The sequence below is a fragment of the Nocardia sp. Marseille-Q1738 genome (genome assembly GCF_965283145.1).
On the sequence record NZ_CBDIMS010000007.1, the window covers coordinates 65353 to 77183 of the forward strand.

The 11831-nt window shown below is 65.5% G+C and carries 17 protein-coding genes; 4 read left to right on the forward strand and 13 right to left on the reverse strand.

Annotation, left to right across the window (positions count from 1 at the left end; all coding sequences use genetic code 11):
* Positions 1 to 12 precede the first annotated feature (12 nt).
* On the reverse strand, positions 13 to 456 hold the full coding sequence (dtd, locus tag ACWPXK_RS23705) for a D-aminoacyl-tRNA deacylase (RefSeq protein WP_454198386.1): 444 nt from the start codon (positions 454 to 456) through the stop codon (positions 13 to 15).
* A 165-nt stretch (positions 457 to 621) separates the two neighbouring features.
* Between dtd and ACWPXK_RS23710 the strand changes: the two genes are divergently transcribed.
* The 3 genes from ACWPXK_RS23710 to ACWPXK_RS23720 all read left to right on the forward strand — a co-directional run bounded on the left by ACWPXK_RS23710 (position 622) and on the right by ACWPXK_RS23720 (position 3387).
* Entirely contained in the window at positions 622 to 2145 is a 1524-nt protein-coding gene (locus tag ACWPXK_RS23710; protein WP_454198387.1) for a hypothetical protein, read from the forward strand.
* 358 nt (positions 2146 to 2503) lie between these two features.
* Positions 2504 to 2962, forward strand: a complete 459-nt coding sequence (locus ACWPXK_RS23715; RefSeq protein ID WP_454198388.1) for a DNA-directed RNA polymerase subunit beta — start codon at positions 2504 to 2506, stop codon at positions 2960 to 2962.
* Positions 2959 to 3387: a DUF4254 domain-containing protein gene (locus tag ACWPXK_RS23720; protein ID WP_454198389.1), complete on the forward strand. Its 429-nt coding sequence runs from the start codon at positions 2959 to 2961 to the stop codon at positions 3385 to 3387. Before ACWPXK_RS23715 ends, ACWPXK_RS23720 begins: the two co-directional genes overlap by 4 nt.
* Before the next feature lie 488 nt (positions 3388 to 3875).
* On the opposite strand, the gene map is transcribed toward ACWPXK_RS23720, so the two are convergent.
* The 9 genes from map to rpsH form a co-directional block, all read right to left on the reverse strand.
* A complete protein-coding gene (gene map / locus ACWPXK_RS23725; protein WP_454198390.1) occupies positions 3876 to 4673 on the reverse strand; it encodes a type I methionyl aminopeptidase in 798 nt (265 codons plus the stop codon).
* 29 nt (positions 4674 to 4702) lie between these two features.
* Positions 4703 to 5248 (reverse strand): adenylate kinase, encoded by a 546-nt coding sequence (locus ACWPXK_RS23730; RefSeq protein WP_195129002.1) that lies wholly within the window; start codon positions 5246 to 5248, stop codon positions 4703 to 4705.
* On the reverse strand, positions 5245 to 6567 hold the full coding sequence (gene secY, locus ACWPXK_RS23735; protein WP_454198391.1) for a preprotein translocase subunit SecY: 1323 nt from the start codon (positions 6565 to 6567) through the stop codon (positions 5245 to 5247). Before secY ends, ACWPXK_RS23730 begins: the two co-directional genes overlap by 4 nt.
* A gap of 179 nt (positions 6568 to 6746) precedes the next feature.
* Complete coding sequence (rplO, locus tag ACWPXK_RS23740) at positions 6747 to 7190, reverse strand: 50S ribosomal protein L15 (protein WP_364329728.1); 444 nt, start codon at positions 7188 to 7190, stop codon at positions 6747 to 6749.
* Between the two features lies 1 nt (position 7191).
* Complete coding sequence (rpmD, locus tag ACWPXK_RS23745; protein WP_454198392.1) at positions 7192 to 7371, reverse strand: 50S ribosomal protein L30; 180 nt, start codon at positions 7369 to 7371, stop codon at positions 7192 to 7194.
* Complete coding sequence (rpsE, locus tag ACWPXK_RS23750; protein WP_040774339.1) at positions 7371 to 8030, reverse strand: 30S ribosomal protein S5; 660 nt, start codon at positions 8028 to 8030, stop codon at positions 7371 to 7373. The genes rpmD and rpsE overlap by 1 nt, the downstream gene beginning before the upstream one ends.
* A 34-nt stretch (positions 8031 to 8064) precedes the next feature.
* Positions 8065 to 8472 carry a 50S ribosomal protein L18 gene (gene rplR, locus ACWPXK_RS23755; RefSeq protein ID WP_454198393.1) on the reverse strand — a complete coding sequence of 136 codons (408 nt, stop codon included), beginning with the start codon at positions 8470 to 8472 and terminating at the stop codon, positions 8065 to 8067.
* A 2-nt stretch (positions 8473 to 8474) separates the two neighbouring features.
* Complete coding sequence (gene rplF, locus ACWPXK_RS23760; RefSeq protein WP_454198394.1) at positions 8475 to 9011, reverse strand: 50S ribosomal protein L6; 537 nt, start codon at positions 9009 to 9011, stop codon at positions 8475 to 8477.
* Positions 9012 to 9026: 15 nt separating this feature from the next.
* Positions 9027 to 9425 carry a 30S ribosomal protein S8 gene (rpsH, locus tag ACWPXK_RS23765; RefSeq protein WP_039795549.1) on the reverse strand — a complete coding sequence of 133 codons (399 nt, stop codon included), beginning with the start codon at positions 9423 to 9425 and terminating at the stop codon, positions 9027 to 9029.
* Between the two features lie 285 nt (positions 9426 to 9710).
* Between rpsH and ACWPXK_RS23770 the strand changes: the two genes are divergently transcribed.
* Positions 9711 to 10364 (forward strand): Uma2 family endonuclease, encoded by a 654-nt coding sequence (locus tag ACWPXK_RS23770; protein ID WP_454198395.1) that lies wholly within the window; start codon positions 9711 to 9713, stop codon positions 10362 to 10364.
* A gap of 871 nt (positions 10365 to 11235) precedes the next feature.
* Here the strand turns inward: ACWPXK_RS23770 and ACWPXK_RS23775 are convergent.
* Genes ACWPXK_RS23775 through ACWPXK_RS23785 form a run of 3 tightly spaced genes read right to left on the reverse strand, consistent with a single transcriptional unit; the run spans position 11236 to position 11702 of the window.
* Positions 11236 to 11397: a hypothetical protein gene (locus ACWPXK_RS23775; protein ID WP_454198396.1), complete on the reverse strand. Its 162-nt coding sequence runs from the start codon at positions 11395 to 11397 to the stop codon at positions 11236 to 11238.
* A 3-nt stretch (positions 11398 to 11400) separates the two neighbouring features.
* Positions 11401 to 11544 carry a hypothetical protein gene (locus tag ACWPXK_RS23780; RefSeq protein WP_454198397.1) on the reverse strand — a complete coding sequence of 48 codons (144 nt, stop codon included), beginning with the start codon at positions 11542 to 11544 and terminating at the stop codon, positions 11401 to 11403.
* Positions 11541 to 11702: a hypothetical protein gene (locus ACWPXK_RS23785; RefSeq protein WP_454198398.1), complete on the reverse strand. Its 162-nt coding sequence runs from the start codon at positions 11700 to 11702 to the stop codon at positions 11541 to 11543. The genes ACWPXK_RS23780 and ACWPXK_RS23785 overlap by 4 nt, the downstream gene beginning before the upstream one ends.
* Positions 11703 to 11831 lie beyond the last annotated feature (129 nt).

Genomic DNA, 11831 nt, shown 5'->3' on the forward strand with positions numbered 1-11831 from the left:
CCCGGCGACCCTTCATATCTCCACCATCAGGGTGACCGGGCCATCGTTCACCAGATCGATGTGCATATGCGCTCCGAACCGCCCGGTGGCCACGGTGGCGCCCAGCTCGCGCAGCGCCCGCGCGAAAGCTTCGACGAGCGGTTCGGCGACGGCGCCGGGCGCGGCCGCCGACCAGGACGGGCGCCTGCCCTTGGTGGTGTCCGCGTACAGCGTGAACTGACTGACCACCAGAATCGGGGCCCGCAGATCCGCGGCCGATCGCTCCCCGTCGAGGATGCGCAACCGCCATACCTTGTCGGCCAACGCCTTCGCGGTGGCTTCGGTGTCGGAATGCGTCACGCCGACCAGGGCGACCAAGCCGTGCGGAATGCCGTCGGCCACCGGGTCGATGCGACCGACCACCTGGTCGTCGACGGTCACCTGCGCCGAACTCACACGCTGCAGAAGGGCTCGCACAAAGCTCGATCATGCCGCCTCACCCGGCAGCGGCGACCACACGGGTGGCCACACGCCGTCCGACCCGATCGGCCCGGCCGGATACAGGTGCGCGCGGGCGGCAACCATGACAAACTCGGTGCACAGAAGGATGTGTGCGCGGATGTCGCGCGGCGGCGGAGGATCATGCTGGAAACGAGGAGCGCGATGGATCTGGACGCGTTGGAGCGCCAGATCGCGGCGGATCGGTATGCGGCACTCGACCGTTCGGTCGATTCCGAGCTGCGTCTGGCCACCTCTCTCGGCGAACTCGCCAAGGGTTTGATCGCCACGAAGACCAACGGGTCGGTGCGCGACCGGACCAGGGAGGCGCTGGCGCCCGCCGAGGAAGCGGTGGCGATCCGCCTGCGCCTGCTGTCCCGGGGCCAGGTGCTGACCGCGCGCCTGGCCGGTGAGCTGAACGACGCGCTGCGCTCCTTCGAGCAGGCGGCCCGGCACAGTGGCCGCCGGGAACTCGCGACCACGACGATCCGCCGGGCCTGCGACGTCTACCGTCAAGTGGCGCGAGCACATCCGGAAGTCGCGGGTCCATGCGCGGACGGATTGTCCAAGTGCGGCGTATGGCTGGGTCGGCTGGACCAGGACGCAGCGGTCGCGGCCACCGAGGAGGCGGCACGCATTCGCGCCGGCCTGGCCGCGGCGAACCCCGAACTGTCCGGCAAGTACCTGGCCAGCCTCAGCACATTGCTGCGGACGCTCATGATCGGTCGTTCGCGTAAGCAGGCCATCGCCATGTATCGCGAGCGGTACGCCGCGCTCACCTCGACCACCATGTCGATCCGATTGCGCGCGTGCGGCATCCAGGACCTCGATCTCACCCCGAAGTCGCACCGGGCGCTGGTCGAGCTGAACTGCCGCACCCTGGAGCAGGCCGGGAGGCTTACCCAGCAGCAGGTCATGTTCAAGTCCTCCGGCGATCTGTCCACCGTCGAAGAGATCAACTGGAAGCTGGCCCTGGTCGGCCTGCGACCGCTCGCACCCGGCACGGAGCCGGATCAGCCGTCGATGCCGGTGCATATCGGCGCGACCTTCGGTGCGCTGAGCGTCTACTGCCCCGAACGGGATGCCATCTCCCAGGTGCGCGCCGCGATCATCGCGGCATACGCCATCGATGACGCCTACCCCCTCGATCGCGAGAGTTACCTCGGTCAGCACGAGTCGAAGTGGAAGATCGGCGAACCAGAGCTGAACACCTCGACCACCCTCGGCGACGACATCGTGCTGATCGATCAGCCCTACGGCGGCTGGGTGACGGTCATGAGCCTGAACTGGGAGCTCACTCCGGTGGCGAAACATCCACTGGCATTGCGCCTCTCCCAGGACTGGCCGGTGGCGGCCATCACGGTCACCGAAAACGTGGCCTACGAGCTGTGCTGGTACGAGCACGGCGCGGCCACCCAGTACGCCGCGCTCGGCCGTCCAGCCGGACAGGGTCCGCTCGACAAGCCGCTCGCGCCATTGGACTTCGAGACGCTGGCCCTCTACAACCCCGACCGGGCGACCGAGAGCAAACTGCGCGCGGCCTTCGGCAACACGAAGGTATTCGCCAACCTCACCTATCTGCCCGACAGCGGCCTGCGCCAGATCAGTGTCAACACGCCGTTGTCCGAACACGGCGACCGCGTGCTGTTCTTCCGCACGACACCCTGAGCGCCGGGCCGAGCAGACCGCGCGGTCGGGCCGATGTGCACAGTACGGGCGCGTCGACCGGATAGCCGTGAAAAAAAGTTCCGGAGGTCCGGACTCCGGTACCGCGCAGGTCACCTGACCAGGTATTACGTAAGCCGACGTGAACCCGGGCCTTCGCGCCGAACCATACTAATTACCGAAACTACCGGTAACCAGTAGAAGAACGAATTTCTCGCGAACTAATTGAACGGAATGTTTATCCCCTTCCATGGAGTGCTCTACTGAGACAGCGCCCAATGGTGAAACGGATCACAGCACTGCTGCCACATCACCGACCGGGCCGCTCAGAAAAAGTCACACGAAGTTACCCGAGGGCCCCATGGATCAGCTGGCGTTGGCGGATACCCCGACCGCCCGATGCGCCTACTATCGACACACTTGCGACCTGCCCGCCGGAGTCCATCCGGAGATCGGCCGAATCACCGTCCGCGCCGGATTCGTCGGCGCGATCACGATGCCCGCCACACTCGGCCGCAGAGTTCGCGATGATCTCACCGACCGCCGAATCGGACTGGGTCCGATCATCTGCTACGAACGGTCCAAACGATGGACCTTCCTGACCCGTCCCGATCTATCCGACGACGTTCGGCTGTTCGCTGAGCTGTTCCGCCACAACGTCTCGATCGTGCCCAGCGGCGGCGAGATCGCACTGCCCTCGCCCGACGATGCCAACGCGCGGTATCGGCACTGGATCGTCGCCCCCCGCAACGCTTTCCGCCCCTCCGGCTCGTCCATCGTCGAGGCCATCCGGTCCTGCGCGAGAGCGGGGAAGCGATGACGACCGGCGCCCTGCCCGCGAAGCACCAGGTGCTGCAAGCATGCCGAGGTGAACTGCAGGAAGGCAACCCGCTGCTGCGCTGTGCACATGAGCTCACCACGTTGCACGAGCGCAGGCTCAGCGCGGGATGCGAGTCGTTGAACGAGATCGACGCGTTGCGCGCCAGCCTGGTTCGCGATATCGACCGCTGGATCACCGTGCAGCTGCCGCCCGCGCACGGCGCGGCGCACGTGCACACCGAAACCATGGGCGCGGTGATCGACCGGCTCGCCCAGCTCACCGCGCACGCCTACGCGGCGCTGACCAGTTCCTCGGAATGGGACCTCTGGGACGCCTGGCAGCGCTTGGCCGAACTGGCCGTCGGCTACGACGACCTGGCCGCCGAGGTCTGCGCGGGCGTCCGTCGACTACCGGGCGCCTCTTAGGTTCCGCCACGGCGTCCCATCCGTAGGGTGGGACGCCGCTGTGCGCCATCGGCGGACTCGCTACCTACGCATACGAAATATGCACTCCAGGGCGGTTTCCGCCGCTGCCCGCGGCCCGATGCACCGGCCGCACCGAATCGAACCGCGTGGTGCCCCAGGCGAATTCGAGTAGCGATCTACTCACGTACCCCGCACCGGACCGGCCATACGCTGACGGCATCGTTCAGGACAGGTTCGGCACGAAGGAGGAACACATCCCGCACCGGCACCGCCGCGGGCATACCGCTTCGGTCGGACGCACAGGACGCGGGTGCAAGGAACGACGTCACCGATCCAGCGCGAGCTGGGTATCGTCTGGTCGCGGTCGGCGCATGGTGCCGATACCGCGCACGCGGCGAGATCGACCAGGATGACTGGCGTCGGTGCGGCTCGGATCCTCGCCGCGCAGCGTCACCGAATCGGGACGTCCGACAGGCGACGGCCGGGCGCTATTCCGGACGCAGCGTCAGGATCCGCGGCCCGTCCTCGGTGACGGCGACGGTGTGCTCCCAATGTGCCGCACGACTGCCGTCCACGGTGACCACGGTCCAGTCGTCGTCGAGCACCTTGGTCTGGGTGGTGCCGAGCGTGAGCATCGGCTCGATCGCGAGAACCGACCCCACCACCAGCTTCGGGCCCTTGCCCGGCTCACCTTCGTTGGCGAGGAAGGGATCGAGGTGCATTTCCCGGCCGATGGCGTGCCCACCGTAACCGTCGACGATGCCGTAGGCCCGCCCGTGCTCCTTCTCGGCTGCGCGGGTGCCCAGTTCGATGGCGTGCGAGACGTCGGTCAGCCGGTTACCGGGCACCATCGCCGCGATTCCGGCCTCCATGGACAACTTGGTCGCCTCGCTGAGCAACCGGTCGGCCTCGATGATCGTGCCGACGCCGAAGGTCCAGGCCGAATCACCGTGCCAGCCGTCGAGGATCGCTCCGCAGTCGATGGACACCAGGTCACCCTCGGCGAGAATCTCCTCGCCGGTCGGAATCCCGTGCACCACACGGTCGTTCACCGACGCGCAGATGGACGCGGGAAAACCGTGGTAGCCCTTGAACGACGGCACCGCGCCCGCGTCCCGGATCACCTGCTCGGCGACCTCGTCCAGTTCCAGGGTGGATACTCCGGGCTTGGCGGCCGCACGCACGGCGATCAAGGCCTGACCGACGATCGCGCCGGCGGCCGCCATGGCATCCAGTTCACCAGCCGTCCGGAACGGCACGACCTTCTTCTTACGGTGGAAGACCATGCGGCCTCAGCGCTCCATCGTGAGCGGCATCAGTGGCCGAGCGCGCGCAATGCGCGCGTGTTGACGTCGTCGACCTCGCCGACGCCGTCCACCGAGACGACCAGGCCGTCGTAGTGCTCCAGCAGGGGCTCGGTCTCCTCGCGGTACACCCGCAGCCGGTTGCGGATCACGTCTTCGTTGTCGTCGGCGCGGCCGCGGGCGAGCATCCGCTCGACCACCGTGTCCTCCGGCACGACGAAGCACAGCACCGCGTCGAGCTTGGTGTCCATGTCCTTGAGGATCTTCTCCAGCGCGTCGGCCTGGTCGACCGTGCGCGGGTAGCCGTCGAGCACGAAACCGTTCGCGGCGTCGGGCTCGTTGACCCGCGCCTCGACCATCCGGTTGGTCACGTCGCTGGGCACCAGATCGCCCGCGTCCATGTACTTCTGTGCTTCACGACCCAGCGGCGTCTGCTGGCTGATATTCGCACGGAACAGGTCCCCGGTGGAGATGTGCGGAACGCCCAGCTTCTCCGACAGCAGGACAGCCTGGGTGCCTTTGCCGGCGCCCGGCGGACCGAGCAGTACAACTCTCACTTGAGGAACCCTTCGTAATTTCGATTCATCAGCTGGCTCTCGATCTGCTTCACGGTGTCCAAACCAACGCTCACCATGATCAGCACCGCGGTACCGCCGAACGGGAGGTTCTGCACGCCACCGGCGGAACCGATGTCGAGGAACACGTTCGGCAGCACCGCGACCAGACCGAGATAGATCGAGCCGGGGAGGGTGATACGGCTCAGGACGAAGTTGAGATAGTCGGCGGTCGGCTTGCCAGGGCGATAGCCCGGAATGAAGCCGCCGAACTTCTTCATCTCGTCGGCGCGCTCCTCCGGGTTGAAGGTGATCGCGACGTAGAAGTAGGTGAAGAACACGATCAGACCGAAGTAGATCGCGATGTAGACCGGGTTGCTCGGATTCACCAGGTATTTCTGGATGATGTCCTGCCACCAGCTCGGATCCGGATCGTTCTGCGACGAGGTCAGCTGCGCCACGAGGTTGGGCAGATACAGCAGCGACGACGCGAAGATGACCGGGATGACGCCCGCCTGGTTCACCTTCAACGGCAGGTAGGTCGAGGAGCCGCCGTACATCTTCCGTCCCACCACGCGCTTGGCGTACTGGACCGGAATCCTGCGCTGACCCTGCTCGACGAAGATCACGGCGGTGACGATCGCCAGCGCGGCGACACACACCAGGCCGAAAACCAACCCGCCCCGGCTGTCCAGGATGGCCTTGCCCTCGGTCGGGATGCGCGCGGCGATACCGGCGAAGATCAGCAGCGACATGCCGTTGCCGATGCCGCGCTCGGTGATCTGCTCGCCGAACCACATCACCAGCGCCGCGCCCGCGGTCATCACGAGCACGATGATGATCATGCCGAAGATGCTGGTGTCGGCGAGAATGTCCTGCTGGCAGCCTTGCAGCAGCTGACCGCGGGCCGCCAGCGCGACCAGACCCGTTGCCTGCAGGATCGCCAGCGCGATCGACAGGTACCGGGTGTACTGCGTCATCTTGGTCTGGCCTGCTTGGCCTTCCTTGCGCAGTTCCTCGAACCGCGGGATGACGACGGTGAGCAGCTGGATGATGATGCTCGCGGTGATGTAGGGCATGATGCCGATCGCGAAGACCGACAGCTGCAGCAGCGCACCACCGGAGAACAGGTTGATCAGCTGGTAGATACCGGCGGATTCACCGCCGGAGACCAGGTCGATGCACTCCTGGACCGCCTGATAGTCGACGCCGGGGGACGGCAGCGCGGCGCCTACGCGGTACAACGCGACCAACCCCAGCGTGAAGAGAATCTTCCGCCGTAAGTCCGGGGTCCGGAAGGCCGATACGAAGGCGGAAAGCACTGATCCTCCTGGCGCGAACGACATGGTCATGACATGGGTTATTCAGCAATTATCCAGTCCCTGCTAGCACAGGAGGGACGCCGAAAACCCATGACGAGGCTTGGCAGACAACAATTGAACTCTAACAGTGGCACCGGACGAGCCTTCACTCGTCCGGTGCCACTACTTGCAGAGTACCGTCAGCCCAGCTCGGTGACGGTGCCACCGGCGGCGGTGATCTTCTCCTTCGCCGCGCCGGTGACCTTGTCCACGGTCACCTGGACCGCGACGCCGATCTCACCATCGCCGAGGACCTTGACCAGCCGGTTCTTCCGAACCGCGCCGGCGGCCACGAGCTCGGCCTTGCCGACCTCGCCACCCTCGGGGAACAGCTTGGCGATGGCGCCGACGTTCACGACCTGGTATTCCGTGCGGAACGGGTTCGTGAAGCCCTTGAGCTTGGGCAGCCGCATGTGAATCGGCATCTGCCCACCCTCGAAGGCGGCAGGCACGTTCTTGCGCGCCTTGGTGCCCTTGGTACCACGGCCCGCGGTCTTGCCCTTGGAGCCCTCACCGCGACCCACCCGGATCTTCTCGGTCTTGGCGCCGGGAGCCGGACGCAGGTGATGCAACTTGATGGTCATGTCAGACCTCCTCAACGGTCACGAGGTGGCGCACGACGTTGATCAGCCCGCGGTTCTGGGCGTTGTCCTCACGGACCACGGTCTTGTGAATGCCACGCAGACCGAGCGTCCGCAGACTGTCCCGCTGATTCTTCTTGGCGCCGATCGAACTCTTGATCTGGGTCACCTTGAGATCTGCCATTACTTGACACCTCCGGCAGCCTGAGCGCGCGCACGCAGCATGCCGGCAGGAGCGACGTCCTCGAGCGGCAGGCCACGGCGAGCCGCGACCTCTTCCGGACGCTGCAGCTGCTTGAGGGCAGTAACAGTCGCGTGCACGACGTTGATGGCGTTGTCGCTACCGAGCGACTTCGCCAGAATGTCATGGATACCGGCGCATTCCAGCACGGCACGAGCCGCGCCACCGGCGATCACACCGGTACCCGGCGAGGCCGGACGCAGCATGACGACACCGGCCGCCGCCTCACCCTGAACCGGGTGGGTGATCGTGGAGCCGATCATCGGGACGCGGAAGAAGTTCTTGCGAGCCTCCTCGACACCCTTCTGGATGGCCGCGGGAACTTCCTTGGCCTTGCCGTAGCCGACGCCGACCAGACCGTTGCCGTCACCGACGATCACCAGGGCGGTGAAGCTGAAGCGCCGGCCACCCTTCACGACCTTGGAGACGCGGTTGATCGCGACGACCCGCTCGAGCTGGTTCTTCTCGGCGGCACTCTCGCGGCGGTCACCGCCACCACGACGGTCGCCGCCACCGCGACGGTCGCCGCGGCCGCCCTCGGGGGCGCTGCCATTCTGTCCGGCGGGTCCGCTTCCGCCGTCACGCCTCTGACGTCCCGGCATCAGACGTTCCTTCCGTTCTTGTTGGTCACGATCATCAGAATTTCAACCCACCTTCGCGAGCGGCGTCGGCCAGTGCGGCGATCCGGCCGTGGTAGTCGTGGCCACCACGGTCGAACACGACGGCCTCGACACCGGCGGCCTTGGCACGCTCGGCGAGCAGCTCGCCGACCTTCTTGCTCTTGGCCGACTTGTCGCCGTCCACCGCGCGCACATCGGCCTCGATGGTCGACGCTGCGGCGATGGTCTTGCCGATCGAGTCGTCCACCAGCTGCGCGTGCAGGTGCCGCGAGGAGCGGTTGACCACCAAGCGCGGACGCTCGGTGGTGCCCTGGACCTTCTTGCGCAGACGGAAGTGACGGCGCGTCTTCGACAGACGACGCGTGGTGGACACGTCCTTGCCGCGCGGAATGCGCTTGGCCTTCTGGTTTTCGGTTTGCGCCATGATCACTTACCCGTCTTTCCGACCTTGCGGCGAACGACCTCGCCGGCGTAGCGGATGCCCTTGCCCTTGTACGGGTCGGGCTTGCGCAGGCCGTGGATGACCGCCGAAATCTGGCCGACCTTCTGCTTGTCGATTCCGGACACCGAGAACTTGGTGGGCGATTCCACCGCGAAAGTGATGCCCTCGGGCGCCTCGATGGGCACCGGGTGGCTGTAGCCGAGGGCGAACTCGAGGTTCTGGCCCTTCAGCGCGACGCGGTAACCGACGCCGAAGATTTCCATCTTCTTCTCGTAGCCCTGGGTCACACCGACGATCATGTTCGACACGAGGGTGCGGGTCAGGCCGTGCAGCGCGCGGCTGCGGCGCTCGTCGTCCGGACGGCCGACCTGGAGCTGGCCGTCCTCCTTGGCGATGGTGATCGGCTCGGCGACGGTCAGCGACAGGGTGCCCTTGGGCCCCTTCACCGAGACGTCCTGGCCGTTGATGGTGACATCGACACCAGCCGGGATGGCGATGGGCTTCTTACCAATACGCGACATTTGTCCTGACCTCCCTTACCAGACGTAAGCGAGGACTTCGCCGCCCACGCCCTGCTTGGCCGCCTGCTTGTCGGTCAGCAAGCCGGAGGACGTGGAGATGATCGCCACGCCGAGGCCGCCGAGCACCTTGGGCAGGTTGGTGGATTTCGCGTACACGCGCAGACCGGGCTTGGAGACACGGCGCACGCCGGCGAGGCTGCGCTCACGGCTCGGGCCGTACTTGAGGTCGACGATGAGCGTCTTGCCCACCTGTGCGTCCTCGGTCCGGTAATCGGCGATGTAGCCCTCGCGCTTGAGGATCTCGGCGATGTTCGCCTTGAGCTTCGAGTGCGGAGCCTTCACCTGATCGTGGTACGCCGAGTTGGCGTTGCGCAGACGTGTCAGAAAGTCTGCGATCGGATCAGTCATGGTCATGGTTCGACCTAGACACCTTTCTCGCCGCGGTTCCCATACAGCGCCGCCATGCACATCGGCATCTGCGGCGGTGGGCCTACGACAATTCGGATGGTCCGGCCGACACTTGCCGACCGGAGGAGGTATGTATCGCCCGAGCGCACGCATACGGACATGGAGATGCCCAGGCAACCGCTCTAGTGTAGGCAAGGGCGTCACCAGGACAAAATCGGGGTCCTGCGGGGACTTCTTCTTGCCCGGCTCATGACCAGCGGAAACAGCCGTCGATTGACCTACCATTGGGCCATGTCGAGTCCGCGCATCCAACGCCCCGACCTCCCGGAGTACATGACCTGGGAGGAGCTCGAGCAACTGCCCGAGGAGATCGCCGGGCAGATCGAACTGTGGAACGGGCGCGTCGTGTGGCTACGACGTGGTCCAGCCGAGCATCAGGAATTCACCAACTTGCTGTGGAGTGGATTGCGCCGGTGCGCCCGCGAGAAAATGGCTGCGGACCCGGATCAGTGCTGGAGGGTCCACACGGAAACGAACATCTTCTTCGGCACATCCGGAAAGTCCGACTTCGTCACGCCGGATTTCCTGGTGCACCGGCGCCTCCCGCGCCCCTACCAGGATGTTCGCGCGGCCGATGTCCTGCTGGTCGGCGAGGTTCTCTCTCCGTCGAACACGCAGACCGACATGTACGACAAGCAAGCGCGTTACGCCAAGGCGGGCATCCCTTGGTACTGGGAAGTGACGCTGGAGAGCGAGAAGAGCGCCATCGCGATGGTTCGCGCCTACGCACTGGAGGCCACTCACGGCGAGCTCCCACCCGGCGTCCACCCGCTGTACCCGGTCAACTACCTCCTGACCGGTAAGTGGTCGCCCAAGGATTCCGACGCCATCACCATCGACTTCCCGTTCCCCATCCGCATCCCTTGGTCCGACCTGGAGTTCTGACTTCGCCCGTCAGTCGATATCGCCGATACCCGACCAATGGGTCCTCTCGAACCAGCAGAAGGAAACGCTGTGCTGCCTCGTGCCCCATGGAAGACGACGAAGGACGGCGGGCTGATCGAACCCGAGGCTGTCACCGAAGTGCGGCACGAGATCCGATTGGCCATCGAGTTGGCCGCTGCCGTTTACAACCGCCGAGGACCGAACTCTTAGCGCCGGATTTCGGAAATCTGGACTCCACGGGCCGTTACCCAGAGAAAGTGCAGCAGGTCGAATCCCGCCCGAGGCGGGCGGCGTGGCGATCCGATACGAGTGACGATGTCTACCCGGTGAAGCGGGCCGCCCCCGGGAGAGTGACGCTCCCGACTCCCCCAATGATTGTGGCGGACTGCCCTGTCCGGGCATCCTCGGCGAAGTCCTGCCAAGTCACCGGCACAGCAGAGTCGATGACGGGTTCCTCCAAGTTGACATCGTACGGGTCTTCGTACGCGTCTTCGTCCACCGTCGGGTCCACCTGTTCATCAGCCAATTCGACCACTCCTTTTCGCCCATCAGTCGTCGACGGAACCGATGATAGAACACGTTTTCGAATGGGGGAATCGTGTCACCAGCCGTAGGTCGGGGCGCAAGACCACCTTAGGTGCGGTAAGGATCGTGTCGTGGGGTCGCCGACTGGGCAGGCTCGCCGACGTCTCGGAACATCTCCCGCAAGACCATCTACCGCCACCTCGAACGCGGCCACCCGTAGCAAGCAGTTCCGCCATATCCGCCCGAATTCGACCGATGCTACGACTACCCCCGATGAGCCGCCCTTTGACCAGATCCCGCTACAGCGGTTCCGGGTTGCCGCTCTTCACGTCGGCATCGCACGAAGTCAGCGGTGAGCAGGCTCAATCTCGCCGTAGGAATAGGGCATCTCGTGGAGATCCGGGCCGGGCTGGTAGCCGTGCAGGCGTGCCGCCGCAATCCGGTCCTCGATGTGCCGGTCGATCGCCCGGATATGCAGGTCCATCAGATCCGCGAGCCGACGACTCATCGGTCACACTCCGAGCAGCCCCACAGCCGCCACCATCGTCGCGTCACTGGGCTCGGTACGAGCGTTGAAGATGTCGAAGAAAACGCGAGTGCCGGGCAGGCGCAGCTCAGCGTGCCGCAGTCCGACCCAACCATGCGGCCCCGTCATCGCTGCTCGTCTTCGACCCGCCGAATGATCTCGCTCGCCGGTACCGACTCATCCGGCTCGCCGCCCAGGTCGATCAACCACGGCAACACCCAAAAGAGCAACATCAATACCCCGGCGACCGCAGCCATGACGACCAGGACAACCGCAAGTTCGGACATTCGCTGAACCCCCTTGACGCTATGTGGTGTGGTTGGGTAGCGCCCGGCGCCCGGGAGTTCGAGTACTCGACCGGGCGCCGGGGCTGTACCTGAGGTTGACTCACGCGAAGCAACCGCAGAGGCACAGAT

Coding starts and splice junctions, on each gene's coding strand:
- ACWPXK_RS23710 (WP_454198387.1), top strand. CDS start 622: ATGCTGGAAACGAGGAGCGCGATGGATCTGGACGCGTTGGAGCGCCAG.
- ACWPXK_RS23715 (WP_454198388.1), top strand. CDS start 2,504: ATGGATCAGCTGGCGTTGGCGGATACCCCGACCGCCCGATGCGCCTAC.
- ACWPXK_RS23720 (WP_454198389.1), top strand. CDS start 2,959: ATGACGACCGGCGCCCTGCCCGCGAAGCACCAGGTGCTGCAAGCATGC.
- map (WP_454198390.1), bottom strand. CDS start 4,673: ATGGTCTTCCACCGTAAGAAGAAGGTCGTGCCGTTCCGGACGGCTGGT.
- rplO (WP_364329728.1), bottom strand. CDS start 7,190: ATGACCATCAAGTTGCATCACCTGCGTCCGGCTCCCGGCGCCAAGACC.
- rpmD (WP_454198392.1), bottom strand. CDS start 7,371: ATGGCAGATCTCAAGGTGACCCAGATCAAGAGTTCGATCGGCGCCAAG.
- rpsE (WP_040774339.1), bottom strand. CDS start 8,030: ATGCCGGGACGTCAGAGGCGTGACGGCGGAAGCGGACCCGCCGGACAG.
- rplR (WP_454198393.1), bottom strand. CDS start 8,472: ATGGCGCAAACCGAAAACCAGAAGGCCAAGCGCATTCCGCGCGGCAAG.
- rplF (WP_454198394.1), bottom strand. CDS start 9,011: ATGTCGCGTATTGGTAAGAAGCCCATCGCCATCCCGGCTGGTGTCGAT.
- rpsH (WP_039795549.1), bottom strand. CDS start 9,425: ATGACCATGACTGATCCGATCGCAGACTTTCTGACACGTCTGCGCAAC.
- ACWPXK_RS23770 (WP_454198395.1), top strand. CDS start 9,711: ATGTCGAGTCCGCGCATCCAACGCCCCGACCTCCCGGAGTACATGACC.
- ACWPXK_RS23775 (WP_454198396.1), bottom strand. CDS start 11,397: ATGAGTCGTCGGCTCGCGGATCTGATGGACCTGCATATCCGGGCGATC.
- ACWPXK_RS23780 (WP_454198397.1), bottom strand. CDS start 11,544: ATGACGGGGCCGCATGGTTGGGTCGGACTGCGGCACGCTGAGCTGCGC.
- ACWPXK_RS23785 (WP_454198398.1), bottom strand. CDS start 11,702: ATGTCCGAACTTGCGGTTGTCCTGGTCGTCATGGCTGCGGTCGCCGGG.